Origin of the sequence: Amycolatopsis sp. 505 (genome assembly GCF_031625235.1) — a bacterium.
Taxonomy (GTDB): domain Bacteria; phylum Actinomycetota; class Actinomycetes; order Mycobacteriales; family Pseudonocardiaceae; genus Amycolatopsis.
Genome location: NZ_JACKQP010000010.1, coordinates 339,787 through 354,636, shown reverse-complemented (window position 1 = coordinate 354,636; position 14,850 = coordinate 339,787). Strand labels below are relative to the sequence as shown.

General features: G+C 70.9%; 15 protein-coding genes. 6 read left to right on the top strand and 9 right to left on the bottom strand.

The genetic code is table 11. The features are described from left to right. Nucleotides 1–40 precede the first annotated feature (40 nt). Nucleotides 41–931, top strand: coding sequence for a sterol desaturase family protein (locus H5965_RS35040; RefSeq protein WP_310975106.1), 891 nt, complete (start codon nt 41–43; stop codon nt 929–931). Here the strand turns inward: H5965_RS35040 and H5965_RS35035 are convergent. Then, the gene (locus H5965_RS35035) at nt 881–1,840 is read right to left on the bottom strand and encodes a glucosyl-3-phosphoglycerate synthase (RefSeq protein ID WP_310975104.1); all 960 of its coding nucleotides are present in this window, start codon (nt 1,838–1,840) and stop codon (nt 881–883) included. The two genes, H5965_RS35040 and H5965_RS35035, sit on opposite strands and share 51 nt — an antisense overlap. Before the next feature lie 158 nt (nt 1,841–1,998). Here H5965_RS35035 and H5965_RS35030 point away from each other — a divergent pair, with 158 nt between their 5' ends. Beyond that, nucleotides 1,999–2,853, top strand: coding sequence for a hypothetical protein (locus tag H5965_RS35030; protein ID WP_310975102.1), 855 nt, complete (start codon nt 1,999–2,001; stop codon nt 2,851–2,853). Beyond that, nucleotides 2,850–3,371 carry a hypothetical protein gene (locus H5965_RS35025; RefSeq protein WP_310975101.1) on the top strand — a complete coding sequence of 174 codons (522 nt, stop codon included), beginning with the start codon at nt 2,850–2,852 and terminating at the stop codon, nt 3,369–3,371. The genes H5965_RS35030 and H5965_RS35025 overlap by 4 nt, the downstream gene beginning before the upstream one ends. Nucleotides 3,372–3,482: 111 nt before the next feature. Here the strand turns inward: H5965_RS35025 and whiA are convergent, their stop codons facing one another. The 4 genes from whiA to uvrC are packed head-to-tail and all read right to left on the bottom strand — an operon-like array spanning nt 3,483 to nt 8,318. After that, nucleotides 3,483–4,475 carry a DNA-binding protein WhiA gene (gene whiA / locus H5965_RS35020; RefSeq protein WP_043788299.1) on the bottom strand — a complete coding sequence of 331 codons (993 nt, stop codon included), beginning with the start codon at nt 4,473–4,475 and terminating at the stop codon, nt 3,483–3,485. Continuing rightward, a complete protein-coding gene (gene yvcK, locus H5965_RS35015) occupies nt 4,475–5,461 on the bottom strand; it encodes a uridine diphosphate-N-acetylglucosamine-binding protein YvcK (protein ID WP_310975238.1) in 987 nt (328 codons plus the stop codon). Before yvcK ends, whiA begins: the two co-directional genes overlap by 1 nt. A gap of 1 nt (nt 5,462) precedes the next feature. Then, complete coding sequence (rapZ, locus tag H5965_RS35010; RefSeq protein WP_003101350.1) at nt 5,463–6,320, bottom strand: RNase adapter RapZ; 858 nt, start codon at nt 6,318–6,320, stop codon at nt 5,463–5,465. 42 nt (nt 6,321–6,362) lie between these two features. Beyond that, complete coding sequence (uvrC, locus tag H5965_RS35005; RefSeq protein WP_310975097.1) at nt 6,363–8,318, bottom strand: excinuclease ABC subunit UvrC; 1,956 nt, start codon at nt 8,316–8,318, stop codon at nt 6,363–6,365. Between the two features lie 166 nt (nt 8,319–8,484). Here uvrC and H5965_RS35000 point away from each other — a divergent pair, with 166 nt between their 5' ends. The 3 genes from H5965_RS35000 (at nt 8,485) to H5965_RS34990 (ending at nt 11,896) form a co-directional block, all read left to right on the top strand. Next, nucleotides 8,485–9,207, top strand: a complete 723-nt coding sequence (locus H5965_RS35000; protein ID WP_310975095.1) for a trypsin-like serine protease — start codon at nt 8,485–8,487, stop codon at nt 9,205–9,207. 63 nt (nt 9,208–9,270) lie between these two features. Continuing rightward, the gene (locus H5965_RS34995; protein WP_310975094.1) at nt 9,271–10,047 is read left to right on the top strand and encodes an exodeoxyribonuclease III; all 777 of its coding nucleotides are present in this window, start codon (nt 9,271–9,273) and stop codon (nt 10,045–10,047) included. Between the two features lie 70 nt (nt 10,048–10,117). Further along, complete coding sequence (locus tag H5965_RS34990) at nt 10,118–11,896, top strand: hypothetical protein (RefSeq protein WP_310975092.1); 1,779 nt, start codon at nt 10,118–10,120, stop codon at nt 11,894–11,896. Between the two features lie 8 nt (nt 11,897–11,904). On the opposite strand, the gene H5965_RS34985 is transcribed toward H5965_RS34990, so the two are convergent. From H5965_RS34985 to H5965_RS34970, 4 genes are read right to left on the bottom strand one after another with little or no spacing between them, the layout of a single operon-like run. Further along, complete coding sequence (locus H5965_RS34985) at nt 11,905–12,348, bottom strand: PH domain-containing protein (RefSeq protein ID WP_310975090.1); 444 nt, start codon at nt 12,346–12,348, stop codon at nt 11,905–11,907. Further along, on the bottom strand, nt 12,345–12,851 hold the full coding sequence (ribH, locus tag H5965_RS34980; RefSeq protein ID WP_310975089.1) for a 6,7-dimethyl-8-ribityllumazine synthase: 507 nt from the start codon (nt 12,849–12,851) through the stop codon (nt 12,345–12,347). The genes H5965_RS34985 and ribH overlap by 4 nt, the downstream gene beginning before the upstream one ends. Then, on the bottom strand, nt 12,848–14,170 hold the full coding sequence (locus H5965_RS34975) for a bifunctional 3,4-dihydroxy-2-butanone-4-phosphate synthase/GTP cyclohydrolase II (protein WP_310975088.1): 1,323 nt from the start codon (nt 14,168–14,170) through the stop codon (nt 12,848–12,850). Before H5965_RS34975 ends, ribH begins: the two co-directional genes overlap by 4 nt. After that, the gene (locus tag H5965_RS34970) at nt 14,167–14,787 is read right to left on the bottom strand and encodes a riboflavin synthase (RefSeq protein WP_310975087.1); all 621 of its coding nucleotides are present in this window, start codon (nt 14,785–14,787) and stop codon (nt 14,167–14,169) included. Before H5965_RS34970 ends, H5965_RS34975 begins: the two co-directional genes overlap by 4 nt. Nucleotides 14,788–14,850: the final 63 nt, after the last annotated feature.

The window sequence follows — 14,850 nt, the reverse complement described above, 5'->3', positions numbered from 1 at the left end:
CAAGGGTAAGTTACCGTATGGTCAGATCCGAGGAGGCGACGTGGCCGACTTCCTGGCGCACCTGCGCGACCCCGTGCTGTTCGCGGTTCCGGTGTTCCTGCTGTTCGTGACGATCGAAATCGTCGCCGTGCACGTGCTCGGCCACGACGACAACGTCGTCGGCTACAGCGTCGCCGACACGCGGACGAGCATGCTGATGGGCACGGTCGCCGTCGGCGTCAACGCGCTGTTCCGGCTCGTGATGCTGGTCGTGTTCGCGGCACTGTTCGAGCTGGCGCCGGTCAAGTTCGACCCGCGCGACTGGTGGACGTGGGTGCTCATGCTGCTCGGCCAGGAACTCGTGTTCTACGCCTACCACCGGGCCAGCCACCGCGTGCGGCTGCTCTGGGCCGGGCACCAGGTGCACCACTCCAGCGAGCACTACAACTTCTCGACGGCGCTGCGCCAGAAGTGGACCCCGTACTTCCAGCTGCCGTTCTGGTCCGTGCTGGCGCTGTGCGGTATCCCGCCGTGGATGATCCTGACCGGGCTGTCGATCGACCTCGTCTACCAGTTCTTCGTGCACACCGAGAAGGTCGGCAAGCTGCCGCGCTGGTTCGAGTACGTCTTCAACACCCCGTCCCACCACCGCGTCCACCACGGCAGCGACGAGGAGTACCTCGACGCCAACTACGGCGGGATCCTGATCATCTGGGACCGCATGTTCGGCAGCTTCGTCCCCGAAGGCAAGCGGCCGACGTACGGGCTGACGACGAACATCGGAACGTACAACCTGCTACGCGTGGGTTTCCACGAGTACGGCTCGATCCTGCGCGACCTCCGCGCGGCCCGGACGTGGCGCGAGCGCGCCGGGTACGTGTTCGGGCCGCCCGGCTGGCAGCTACGCGATGTCCCGCAGGGCGAGGCTGTTGAGGGGCGGGCGCTGCGGTGAGGTGAGGTCGGTCAGCACGATCTCCCGCTCGACGCCGGGTGACGTCCCGCGCCGGAACTGGGCGAGCAGCGTCGCCGGCGGGGCCGCGGTGACCAGCCGGCCGTGGCGTTCCAGCCGGTCGAAGAGCGTCTGCATGATCTGCCCGGACATCCGGCCCAGCGCCTGGGTGCTCTGGTGGCGGTGCGCGCGGTGGCCGAGGTCGACCTGCGCGAGCGCGTCGAGACCGCGCAGTTCGAGCAGGTCGATCAGGTGCCCGACCTCGACGCCGTAGTTCGCGACGAACGGGATGCTCTCCAGCACTTCCCGGCGGCCCGCGTACTCCCCGGCGAGGGGCTGGACGAACCCGGCGAGCTCGGGCCAGAACATGTTGAGCAGCGGGCGGGCGACGAGTTCGGTGACCCGGCCGCCGCCGTCGGCCTCGGTACCGAGCGGGCGGTGGTAGAAGCCCTTGACGTAGGCGACCGAGGGGTCGGTGAGCAGCGGGCCGAGCAGCCCGGTGACGTAGTCGGTGGTGAAGTCGAACAGGTCGCCGTCGACGAAGACGACGAGGTCGCCGCTCGTCGCCGCGACGCCCTTCCACAGCGCTTCGCCCTTCCCGGCCAGGCCTTCGAGGCCGGGGAAGACGGCGTCCTGCGCGACGACGTCGGCCCCCGCGGCGGCGGCGACCTCGGCGGTGGCGTCGGTGGAGTGGCTGTCGACGACGAGGATCTCGTCGACGAGGCTGCCGTGCAGCTCGTCGCGGATGGCGCCGACGATCGCGCCGACGGTGGCTTCCTCGTTCCGGGCCGGGATGACGACGGAGACGGTGGTGCCGCGTTTGGCCGCGACGAGCTCCTGGGTGGTCCAATCCCCGGCCTTGCTGCTGCGCCGGGAGAGCCAGGTGCCGATTTCCGGCGAAACCTGCAGCATGCGCTTCCCCTTCCCTCGTTCGCTTCCGAGGTTCGGGGGCCCGCGTTTCCGGCACGGCTCCCGGGCGCTACCGCGGTGTTACGAGATGGCGCGCCGTGTTAATCAGGCTGACGGCCGCAGGCAACGCGCCTAGGCTCACGGCGAACCGAGGGGGAAGAGTGCGCGAAGCGATCCGGCCGTTCCGCTGGGACCTCGTGCGCCCCGACCACCTCGGCACTTTGCTCGACGGCCTTCCCGAGCCGGACCTGTGGTTCCTCGACGACCTGATCGACTGCGCCGCGAAGGTGCTCGCCCGGTCCGGGGACGGCGAGCTCCACTTCGTCGGCCGGTCCGCCGACTCCGTCTTCGACCTGCTCGGCGGTGCCCTGCCCGACCCGGGGCGGCTGCACTTGCTGCCGTTGTCCACCACCTGGCTGAGCGGCTGGCCCGCCACCCGGCTGCACCCGGCCGAAGTGGCGCAACTGCGCGCCAACCTGGCCGCGCACGGCCTGCACCCGGCCCGGCTCGCCCGCGGTTCGCGGCCGATCGCCTTCGCGGACGTCGTGTCCACCGGCCGGACACTCGAGCAGCTGCTCGGCATCCTGCGGGACTGGGCCGCCGACGAACGGGCCGACTGGCCGGCGATCCGGCGCCGGGTCCGGATCGTCGGCCTCACCCGGCGCACGCACACCAGCCCGAACACCCGCCGGTGGCAGCAGCACGCGGACTGGGCTCGCGACGTGCCGATCCGGAACGTCTCCGTCGAGTCCGCGCTGTTCAGCTACCTCGCCGACCACCAGCACAAGCTGACGCCGTCGTTCGGCCGTTACCTGTGGGCCGACGAGCGGGTCCGCCGGGCCGGCCACGACCACCGGACCCGCCGGGCGCTGGCCGAAGCGGCCGCGATCGTCGAGGCCGGGCGTACCCCGGCCGTCCGCGAAAAGCTGGTCCGGGTCCTCCAGCGCGAACCCGCGATCGCCGAGCCGTGGCTGCGGGAGCTCGTCGGGCATCTCACCCCCAAGGGGAGCACATGACCGCAGCGCACGACGACCAGGACCGGCGGTTCCGCCTGGACGTCCTGGCCACCACCGTCCAGGCGGAGCTGATGGCGGCCGGGTTGCCGGTGCTGTCCGGCAACGATCCGATCGGCTCGGTCGGCGCCGTCGTGCACGCCGATGTGCCGGAACTTCGCGGCGTGACGGTCGACTGGCAGGCCCACAGTCTCTTCTGGGACGCCAGCCAGGAGGCCTGGGCCGAGGATCCGCACCAGGAAGGCGCCGAATGCGCGGCGTTCGGCAGGCTGGCGGTCGCGGTCGGCGAGGCGATGGCCGAGGCGATGCGGAAGATCCTCACCGCGGCCGGCCTCGAAGTCACCGACAGCGGCGACGACTACTCGCCGGACCAGCTGCTGGTGACCCGCTGCCTGGCCCGCTCGCCCTGGCAAGTGCGCCGCGACGCCAAGTTCGAGCGGCAGCAGGAGTCGATGCGGGCGGCCTGGAACGCGCGGCACGCGGCCGAATGCCCGAACCACGGACCGGACAGCGACCGCTGAGAGCCTGTTCAGCCGGCTCGACCTGCCGATCAGCAGAAGCGCTGCCGGCCCACCCCGGCCCACCCGGCCGCCTGACCGACCTCCGACACCAAGCGACTTGGCACCGGGCTCTCAGGCGTCTTCCTCTTCCAGCATCTCCGGGGTGACCGCCGACTCGGTGTCCGGGATGTTCAGGTCCTTGGCCCGCTTGTCCGCCATCGCCAGCAGGCGGCGGATCCGGCCCGCCACCGCGTCCTTCGTCATCTGCGGGTCCGACAGCTGCCCCAGCTCCTCCAGGGACGCCTGGCGGTTGGACAGCCGGAGCCGGCCGGCGGCCAGGAGGTGGTCGGGGGCCGTGTCGCCGAGGATCTCCAGGGCGCGCTCCACCCGGGCCGCCGCCGCGACCGCCGCGCGGGCCGAGCGCCGGAGGTTCGCGTCGTCGAAGTTGGCCAGGCGGTTCGCCGTCGCGCGGACTTCGCGGCGCATCCGGCGCTCTTCCCACTGCAGGACGCTCGCGTGCGCGCCCAGCCGCGTCAGCAGCGCGCCGATCGCGTCGCCGTCGCGGACCACCACGCGGTCCGCTCCCCGGACTTCGCGGGACTTCGCCTGGATGCCCATCCGGCGCGCCGCGCCGACCAGGGCCAGCGCCGCTTCCGGGCCGGGGCAGGTCACCTCGAGCGAGGACGAGCGGCCCGGTTCGGTCAGGGAGCCGTGCGCGAGGAACGCGCCCCGCCACGCCGCTTCGGCGTCCGCCACGCCCCCGGACACCACCGCCGCCGGCAGGCCGCGCACCGGGCGGCCGCGCTGGTCGATCAGCCCCGTCTGGCGGGCCAGGCCCTCGCCGTCCTTCACCACGCGCACGACGTACCGGGTGCCCTTGCGCAGGCCGCCGCTGGCGGTGATGACGTGGACGTCCGAATGGTGGCCGTACAGCTCGTGGATCTCCTTGCGCAGCCGTCGCGCGACCGAGCCCGTGTCCAGCTCCGCCTCCACGACCACCCGGCCGGCCACGATGTGCAGCCCGCCGGCGAAGCGAAGCAGCGACGCGACCTCCGCCCGGCGCGGCCCGATCTTCGTGATCTCCAGCCGGCTCAGCTCGTCCTTCACCGCGGCGGTCATCGCCATTACTGCCCCTCCCTGCCTTTCGCTCCTCCCCCGTGCTCCCCGCCGAGACCGAGAGCCTCCCGCATGCACAACGCGAGCGCATCAGGATCATGCCGTCCCAGCACTTCGGGGTCGCCCACCGCCCCCAGGTGCGCCCGGCCGCCCAGCCGTTCCGCCGCGCGCCGGAGATTCGCCGGGTCGGGCACGGAATCGCGGTCCGCGATCACCGCGTCGACCCGCAGATCGGGCGCGTGCTCGAAGAGGACGTCGAGGTGCCGCTCCGGTGAGAATCCCGCGGTTTCCCCCGGCTGGGGGACAAGGTTGAGCACGAGCACCTTCGTCGCGGCCGTCCGCACGAGCGCGTCGCGCAGCCCCGGCACGAGCAGGTGCGGCAGCACGCTGGTGAACCACGAGCCGGGCCCGAGGAACACGACGTCGGCGTTCAGCACCGCCTGCACCGCTTCCTCGCACGCCAGCGGCGGGCGCCCGGCCCGGCCCGGCGAGCGCAGGCTGACCCGCCGCACCTGACCCGGGGTGGTGGCCACCGCGACCTGGCCGCGGATCGTCCGCAGAGCCGCCGGGTCCTCGCTGTCGAGGCCGCTGACCTGCCCCTCGATTTCGAGGGGCTCCGGCGACATCGGCAGCACCCGGCCCGAGACGCCCATCAGCCGGCAGGCCTCGTCGAGCGCGGCGACCGGGTCGCCGAGCACCTCGAACAGCCCGGCCAGCAACAGGTTCCCCACCGCGTGCCCGGCCAGCGCGCCGTCGCCGCCGAAGCGGTGCTGGAAGACCTCGGCCCACAGCGTGCCGCCGTCCTCCGCGGCGAAGGCGGCGAACGCCTGCCGCAGGTCGCCCGGCGGCAGCAGCCCGAGTTCGCGCCGCAGCCGGCCGGACGATCCGCCGTCGTCGGCCACGGTCACGACCGCGGTGACGTCGGGGGTCACCCGCCGCACCGCGGACAGTGTGGCGTGCAGTCCGTGGCCGCCCCCGAGGGCGACCGCGCGCACGTTATTCACGACCAAGGTCGCGGTGCACCACCTTCACGGCCATACCGTCCTCTTTGGACAGGCGCTGGGCGAGCTCGACCGACAGCGCCACGCTGCGGTGCTTGCCGCCGGTGCAGCCGACGGCCAGCGTCAGGTACCGCTTGCCCTCGCGCTTGTAGCCGGCGCCGATCAGCCGCAGCAGCTGGTGGTAGCGGTCGAGGAACTCCTCGGCGCCCTCCTGCGAGAGGACGTAGTTGCGGACCTCGCCGTCGAGCCCGGTGTGCTCGCGCAGCTCCGGGATCCAGAACGGGTTGGGCAGGAACCGGACGTCCATCACCAGGTCGGCGTCCATCGGCAGGCCGTACTTGTAGCCGAAGGACAGCACGGTGACCCGGGTCTGGGTGCTCGCCTCGGACCCGAACGCGTCCTCGATCTTGGCCCGCAGGTCGTGCACCGACAGCGACGACGTGTCGAGCACCAGGTCGGCCTCTTCGCGCAGCGGCTCCAGCAGCGTCCGCTCCGCGGTGATGCCGTCGGCGAGCCGGCCGTCACCCTGCATCGGGTGGCCCCGGCGGACGGCCTCGAAGCGCCGCACCAGCACGGCGTCGGTCGCCTCCAGGAACAGCACCCGCGGCTTGTAGCCCCGGGCGTCGAGGTCCTTGATCACCGAGGCCAGGTCGTCGGTGAACGCGCGCGAGCGCACGTCCATCACGACCGCCACCTTCGTGATCGCGCCGCGCGCCTGCGCACCCAGCTCGACCATGGTGGCGATCAGCTCCGGGGGCAGGTTGTCGACGACGAACCAGCCCAGGTCCTCCAGGCACTTGGCCGCCGTGCTGCGACCCGCCCCGGACAACCCGGACACGACCGCGACCTCCATGCCGGAGCCGCGGATCTCCTCTTGCGCACTCACTGTGTTTCCCTACTCCCCTGCTCCTGTGCCGTTGCTCGCGCCGGACTCCCCGGCCAGCGCGGCGACCACGGCCTCCGCGGTGCGCCTGCCGAAGCCGGGCACCGCCTCGATCTCTTCGACCCTGGCCTGCTTGAGCTTCTTCACCGAGCCGAAGTGCTTGATCAGCGCGGTGCGGCGAGCCTGCCCCAGCCCGGGCACACTGTCCAATTCGGACGTCTGCAGCCGCTTGGAGCGCTTCTCGCGGTGGTAGGCGATGGCGAACCGGTGGGCCTCGTCCCGGAGCCGCTGCAGCAGATACAGCCCCTCCGACGTCCGGGGCAGGATCACCGGATCGGGGTCGGCCGGCAGCCAGACCTCTTCCAGCCGCTTGGCCAGCCCGACCACGGAGATGTCGGTGATGCCGAGCTCGGCCAGCACGTCGGCGGCCGCGGTGGCCTGCGGGCCCGCACCGTCGACGACCAGCAGGTTCGGCGGGTAGGCGAACTTCTTCGGCCGCCCGGTCTCCGGGTCGAGGCCGGGCGTGCTCGACTCCTCGGCGGTTTCCTTCAGGTAGCGGTAGAACCGCCTCCGCACGACCTCGGCGATCGAAGCGACGTCACCCTCGGTCGCCGCCTCCCGCAGCGCGAAACGGCGGTACTCGGACTTGCGCGCGAGCCCGTCCTCGAAGACGACCAGCGACGCGACGACGTCGCTGCCCTGGATGTGGCTGATGTCGATGCACTCGATGCGCAGCGGCGCGGTGTCGAGGCCGAGGAACTCCTGCAGCTCGGTGAGCGCGGCCGAGCGGGCGGTGAGGTCGCCGGCGCGGCGCAGCTTGTGCTGGGTGAACGCCTCGCCCGCGTTGCGCTGCACGGTCTCGGCCAGGGCCTTCTTGTCGCCGCGCTGCGGCACCCGCAGCTGGACCCGCGAGCCGCGCAGCCCGGTGAGCCACTCCGCGACCGCCTCGGCGTCCGCGGGCAGCTCCGGCACCAGGACCTCGCGCGGGACGACCGGGCCCGAGTCGACGTCGTCGCGGGCGTCGAGCTCGGCTTCGTCGCCGTAGAACTGGGTGAGGAAGTGGTCGACCAGCGCCGGGACGTCCATCTCCTCGGCCTTATCGATGACCCAGCCGCGCTGGCCGCGGACCCGGCCGCCGCGCACGTGGAAGACCTGGACGGCGGCTTCGAGCTCGTCGTGGGCGAACGCGACGACGTCGGCGTCCGTGCCGTCGCCGAGCACGACGGCCTGCTTCTCCATGGCGCGGCGCAGAGCGCCGAGGTCGTCGCGCAACCGGGCCGCGCGCTCGAACTCCAGCTCCTCGGACGCGGCGGCCATCTCGGCTTCCAGGCGCTTGATCATGACGTCGGTCTTGCCGGCCAGGAAGTCGCAGAAGTCCTCGACGATGTCGCGGTGCTCGTCGGCGGAGACGCGGCCCACGCAGGGCGCCGAGCACTTGTCGATGTAGCCGAGCAGGCAGGGGCGGCCGATCTGGCCGTGGCGCCGGAACACCCCGGCCGAGCAGGTGCGCGCGGGGAAGACGCGCAGCAGCAGGTCGAGCGTCTCGCGGATGGCCCACGCGTGCGCGTACGGGCCGAAGTACCGGACGCCCTTCTTGCGCGCGCCGCGGTAGACGTGCAGGCGGGGGAACTCCTCGTTCAGCGTCACCGCGAGCACCGGGTAGCTCTTGTCGTCGCGGTAGCGGACGTTGAACCGCGGGTCGAACTCCTTGATCCAGTTGTACTCGAGCTGGAGGGCCTCGACCTCGGTGGTGACGACGGTCCATTCGACGCTCGCGGCCGTCGTGACCATCTGGCGCGTGCGCGGGTGCAGGCCGGAGAGGTCGGCGAAGTAGGAGTTCAGCCTGCTGCGGAGGCTTTTGGCCTTGCCGACGTAGATGACCCGCTTGGTCGCGTCACGGAACTTGTACACGCCAGGGGCATCCGGGATGCTCCCCGGCGAGGGACGGTAGGTGGTCGGGTCAGCCACTCCTCAAGACTATGGGGCGGCACCGACAGTTTCCGGTGGGCCCCCGGCTGCCCCATCGGAAGTAGGGTGTTCGTCCGTTTCCGACCTTCGTCGGTGTCCCGCTCGGTGACGTGGTGGTTACTTTCCGACCGGCCGATCCGGTCCCCCTGTCGAAAGGATCACCACCGTGAGCTCTCTCCGTCTGGCCGGCGCCGCCACCGCGGCCGCCGTCGCGCTCACCCTCGCCGGCGGCGCGGTCGCCTCCGCGGGCGTCCAGCCGAACATCGTCGGCGGCGGCACCGCCCCGGCGGTCTCCTGGGGCGCCCAGGTGTACGTGAACACGCCCGGCCGCGACTACCAGGGCTTCAACTGCTCCGGCACGGTCATCGCGTCGCGCTGGGTGCTGACCGCGGTGCACTGCCTGGACCAGGACAATTCGGGGATGTACGTCCGGGTCGGCAGCAACACGCTGCTCTCGGGCACGAAGATCGCCGTCGACGGCGAGTACGAGTCCCCGAACGGCGACATCGCGCTGCTGCACCTGGCCTCGACGACCAGCGCGTCGCCGATTTCGCTGGGCAGCTCCGACCCGGCGACCGGCAGCACCAACCAGATCTACGGCTGGGGCCGCACCACCCCGACCGGCCCGCCGGCGACGGCGCTGAAGACGGCGAACGTCCAGGTGACCGGCCGGTCCACGGACGCCTACGGCGGCCGCGCGATCCAGAGCGTCGGCGTCAACGGCTCGGCGTGGAAGGGCGACTCGGGCGGTCCCGAGGTCGCGAACGGGGTGCAGGTCGGCGTCGCGTCGACGGTGCAGAACCAGAGCGGCTCGAACACGCGCGGCACGAACAACTACGCGAGCGTGGCGGCGAGCCGGTCCTGGATCCGGACGACCGCGAGCGTGTGAGTTCCCGGGGCGGCGTTCCGGCGCCGCCCCGGTTTTGTCGGTGGGGTGTGCGATGCTCGCGGCATGCGGATCGCCACCTGGAACGTGAACTCCATCGTCCCCCGCCTGCCCCGCGTCCTGGGCTTCCTGGAGGAGACGGCGCCGGACGTGCTGTGCCTGCAGGAGCTGAAGAACACGACGGAGGCGTTCCCGGCGGCCGAGATCGAGGCGCTGGGGTACGAGGTCGCGGCGTACGGGCTCGGGCGCTGGAACGGCGTCGGCATCGTGTCGCGGGTGGGGCTGGCCGACGTCGTCCGCGGGCTGCCGGGCGAGCCTTCGTTCGAGGGGGCCGCGCAGGCGCGCGCGGTGGGCGCGACGTGCGGCGGTGTGCGGGTGTGGTCGGTGTACGTGCCCAACGGGCGCGAGCCGGACAGCCCGCATTACGCGTACAAGCTGGAGTGGCTTGCGTCGCTGCACTCGCTGGTCGCGGCGGAGATCGCGGCCGGGCCGTTCGCGGTGCTCGGGGACTTCAACGTGGCCCCGACGGACGCGGACGTCTGGGACATCACGCAGTTCGCGGAGTCGACCCACGTGACGAAGCCGGAGCGCGACGCCCTGGGCCGCCTGCGCGACCTGGGCCTGTCGGACGTCTTCCCGCGGCCGCTGAAGTACGACCACCCGTTCACGTACTGGGACTACCGGGCGGGGAACTTCCCGAACAACAAGGGCATGCGGATCGATTTGGTGTACGGGAACGAGGCGTTCACGTCCGCGGTCACGGATTCCTATGTGGACCGGAACATGCGGAAGGGCAAGGGGCCGTCGGACCACGCGCCGATCGTGGTCGACCTGGATCTCTGATCGTAACAACCATCACGCGCTCGCCGACTCAAGTCCTACGACCAGCCCGGTCCGCGTCGGTGGAGGCACGATGGAGTACGGACTCTCGCACATCCGCTCCTTGATCCTGACGAAGTGGAGTCCTGCCCAGGTTCTCGATGCCGGGAACAGCCAAGCCGCACTGAAGGACCTGTGGCAGGAGCTGATCCTGGTCGAGCACGTCGGCGCCTGGCGTTCGATGACCGCCCTCTGCGGACAGATACTGGAAGCCAACATCAGGGCGGCCCTCCTGCAGAGCCGGCCCGACCTGGCCGCCTTTTCCCGAAAGTCCACGTTCGAAAAAGTGATAGAAAAGTCCATCGATTCCGGACTGTTCGACGCTCCCGCCGTGTTCACCGTAGCCGGAGCACTCACCAATGCCCGGCAGATCAGAAACGTCGCGTCCCACTTCTCCCCGTTCGACAGACACGGGCCGAACGAAGCTCGCGCGACGCAGCTTTTGGCGACCCTCGTCACCTTCTCCGACTGGCTGGCCTACCCGGATGACCGCCAGCACCAGCACGATCCCCAGCCCCGCAGTTTGCAGGCAGTACGGCAGGCCGTGAGTCAGGCGATGAACGGGCGCCCACTCCCGGAGGAAACCACTTGGGCTGCCGCGCTGGGCGAGCTCTTCGGAACGATGAGCCCACGCAGTTGCACCAAGTTCCTCGGAACGGCGACAAAGTCGAGACACGTACCCAGGGAGGCACTGGCCGACGCGATTCACGAGAACTTTCACCAGCTGCTGCGCAGGCTCGGCCGAAGTCACGTGAAGGACGTTCTGGAGCTGATCGGCAGGCTCCGCATTCTCGACATGAAGCCACACATGCAAGTCATCGGCGCAATCTTGCCCGTGTCGGCGATCACCACGGAGCTGCTCAGACTGGACGAACAACAGCAATTCCGGATGAACTTCCATTCGGCCGCACGCCTGATGCGGGCCAGCCGGATCTCGGACCCCGAACTGCACCAGAAGGTCTTCAACAGCAACGATTCGAAAGAATCCCTCTTGTCGGCTCTGCACACCAGGATAACGAAGGATGAGTTCCAGAGCCAGAACCTGGCCGACTTCATCCGGCAATTACCAAGGTCGGCGTTCTTCCACCTCTGGACGAGCGACCGGTTCTTGGATGCGCTGACCCGAGCACTGGCCACGCGTTCCGCCAACGACTACTTCGCCTTCATAGCTCTTCTTCGCAGACCGGTCACATCAAGCAACACCAAGGCGGCCCGAGCCTATGTGCAATTGTGCGGCAAGCTGCTCGATCGGTGCCACGACGACGACCTGTACACCGTGGGAGTCGCCGTGTCCAAGGGCCTCGAAGTGGCAGCCGAGCACGAGTCGGTGCTGAGTCAGTCCGTGGATGTCCTCGTCTCCAGGATCCGCGGACTGCACCAACAGTCGCTCGATTCGGCTGTCGCACTGTGGACGATCGCCCGCTACCGGCACCAGGCATGCGCCCGGATTCCGCCGGTGATTCGCGAGATCGACCAAGCCTGCTTGATCCACCGCGACGCCAACGTCATCTTCTGGAGCACCCTGAGCCTCACCTCGGGCCAGGACCGATGGGTCCCGCCGAAGCCCCGCAAGCTCGACGTCGCACCGGTGCTCGATCGCATCGCCGACCCGGAGACGAGCCGGTGGACTCGCCTTCTCCTCGCCCACGGCCTGAGTCTTCAGCACCTTCTGCCGGCGGCGGTCCGCCGGGAGATGTACGACGTCGCGGCGTCTGTGACTCCGCAGGACGACGCCAGCCACAGACTCGTCGCGTTTTTCCTCGGAGCCGCGACAGTTGCCGACCCCACGGAACTCGTGCGCCGTTCCGTTTGACGCGAAGATCAGCCGCCGGTGGCGGCGCGGTGCAGCTTCCGCAGGGCCCGCACCGCCTCCACCGCCCGGTCGCGGTCCACGGCCTGCACCGCCATCACCGCGTGGTACTCGTCGTCCGGCAGCTCCAGGCGCGCCCACGAAGCCCCGTCGGGGAAGCTCACCGACAGCACCTCGCTCCACGCGAACCGGCGCGTGAGCAGCACGTTCCGCACCTCGATGCCCTCCGCGTCCGCCCGTACGCGCGCGATCGCGAACAGCATCACCCCGCACGCCAGCAGGATGCCGATGCCCACCATCGCCGCCTGGTCGGAGCGCTGGAAACGCACCCCGGTGTCGCCGTTGCGCAGCAGGATCGCCACCACGACGAACACCGCCAGCAGCGCCACCGCCAGCACGCTGCACATGATCATCGCCCGGCGGGGGCGGATCACCAGCGAAGTCGCGACGCTCACTGGAAACCCCGCTCGGTCCACGGCTGGCGCAGGCTCCGCAGCACGTGCGCGGAGTCCAGGGCCGCCACCGTCGCCTCGTAGCCCTTGTCCTCCTTCGAACCCGGGCGGCCCGACCGGTCGACCGCCTGCTCGTGCGTGTCGCACGTCAGGACGCCGTTGCCGACCGGGGTGCTCTCGTCGAGCGCGACCCGGGTGAGGCCCGCCGTCACCGCGTCGCACACGTACTCGAAGTGCGGGGTGCCGCCGCGGATGACCACGCCGAGGGCGACCACCGCGTCGTGGTTGCGGGCCAGGGCCTGCGCCACCACCGGGAGCTCGACCGCGCCCGCGACGTGCACGACCGTCGGCTCGTCTTCCAGCTCGGCCTCGCGCGCCGCGACCAGCGCCCGCTCCAGCAGGACGTCGGTGATGTCCGCGTTCCAGCGGGTGGCGACGATGCCGAGCTTCAGCGACTTGCAGTCGGAGAGGTCCAGCTTGACGTCCGGACGGCCTTCGCCGCTCACAGTGCTCCTCCGTCGGGGTGCTCGGTGCCCGCGCCGACCTGGTCGTAGTGCTCCAGCTGGGCCAGGTCGTGCCCCATCCGGTCGCGCTTGGTCCGCAGGTAGCGCAGGTTTTCCGGGTTCGGCGAGATCGGCAGCGGCACGCGGCCGGTGACGCGCAGGCCGTAGCCCTCCAGGCCGATCCGCTTGGCCGGGTTGTTCGACAGCAGCCGCATGGTGCGGACGCCGAGGTCGCAGAGGATCTGGGCACCCGTGCCGTAGTCGCGGGCGTCGGCCGGGACACCGAGCGCGAGGTTGGCGTCGACGGTGTCCGCGCCGTCGTCCTGCAGCTGGTAGGCCTGCAGCTTGTGCAGCAGGCCGATGCCGCGGCCTTCGTGGCCGCGGATGTAGAGCACGACGCCGCGGCCTTCGGCGGCCACCGCTTCCAGGGCCGCCTCCAGCTGCGGCCCGCAGTCGCAGCGCAGCGAGCCGAAGACGTCGCCGGTGAGGCACTCGGAGTGGACGCGGACCAGGATGTCCTGGCCGTCGCCGATCTCGCCGTAGACGAACGCGACGTGCTCGATGCCGTCGAGCAGCGAGTCGTAGCCGACCGCGCGGAACGTGCCCGCGGCCAGCGGGATGCGGGCCTCGGCGACTCGCTCGACCTGCTTCTCGGTGCGGCGGCGGTAGGCGATCAGGTCGGCGATGGTGATGATCGCCAGGTCGTGGTCGGCGGCGAACACCTCGAGCTCGTCGCGGCGGGCCATGTCGCCTTCGTCCTTCTGCGACACGATTTCGCAGAGCACGCCGGCCGGGGCGAGGCCGGCCATCCGGGCCAGGTCGACCGACGCCTCGGTGTGCCCGGGCCGGCGCAGCACGCCGCCTTCCTTGGCGCGCAGCGGCACGACGTGCCCGGGGCGGCGGAAGTCCTTCGCCGTGGACGCCGGGTCGGCCAGCAGCCGGATCGTGTGGGCGCGGTCGGCGGCGGAGATGCCGGTGGTGATGCCCTCGGCGGCGTCGACCGTGACGCTGTAGGCGGTGCCGCGCGCGTCCTGGTTCGTGTGGTACATCGGCGGCAGGTCCAGCCGGTCCGCTTCGGACTCGGTCAGTGCCACGCAGACGTACCCCGAGGTGTAGCGGACCATGAAGGCCAGCAGTTCCGGCGTCGCCTTCTCGGCGGCGAAGATGAGGTCACCCTCGTTCTCGCGGTCCTCGTCGTCGACCACGACGACCGGCCGGCCGGCCGCGATGTCCGCGATCGCGCGCTCGATGGCGTCGGCGTCGAACACCGCTCCGGTGCCGCACGGGGTCCAGCCCGCTTCCGGCTCTGCCGTCTCACTCATGACGCTCCTCCGTGCTGATTCTGCACCTGGTCGCGGATGTGCGCCTCGGCCAGCTTTTCCACGTACTTCGCGACCACGTCGACCTCGAGGTTGACCAGGTCGCCGGCCTCCCGGCCGCCGAGCGTGGTCACCTCCAGGGTGGTCGGGATCAGCGCCACCTTGAACTGGTCGGCGGTCACCGCGGCCACGGTCAGGGAGATCCCGTCGACCGCGATCGAGCCCTTCTCGACCACGTACCGGGCCAGGTGCGCCGGCAGCGCGAACGTCGTGACGCCGTTCTCGTCGCGGCCGAGGAACACGCCGGTCCCGTCGACGTGGCCCTGCATGATGTGGCCGCCGAGCCGGCCGCCGGCCGGGGTGGCGCGTTCGAGGTTGACGCGGTCGCCGACCGCGACCTTGGCCAGGCTCGACCGCTCCAGCGTCTCGTTGACGACGTCGACGGTGAACTCGCCGCCCGCCACCTCGACGACGGTCAGGCAGACGCCGCTGACCGCGATCGAGTCGCCGTGCCCGGCGTCGCTGGTGACCAGCGGGCCGCGGACCCGCAGCCGGGCGGCGTTCGTCAGCTGCTCGACCGCGGTGACTTCGCCGATCTCCTCGACTATGCCGGTGAACACGTGCGCTGCCTCCTCGTGAGCCGGTCTCCTGCGCCGGTCCTTCCATCCAACACCCGCCGCGGT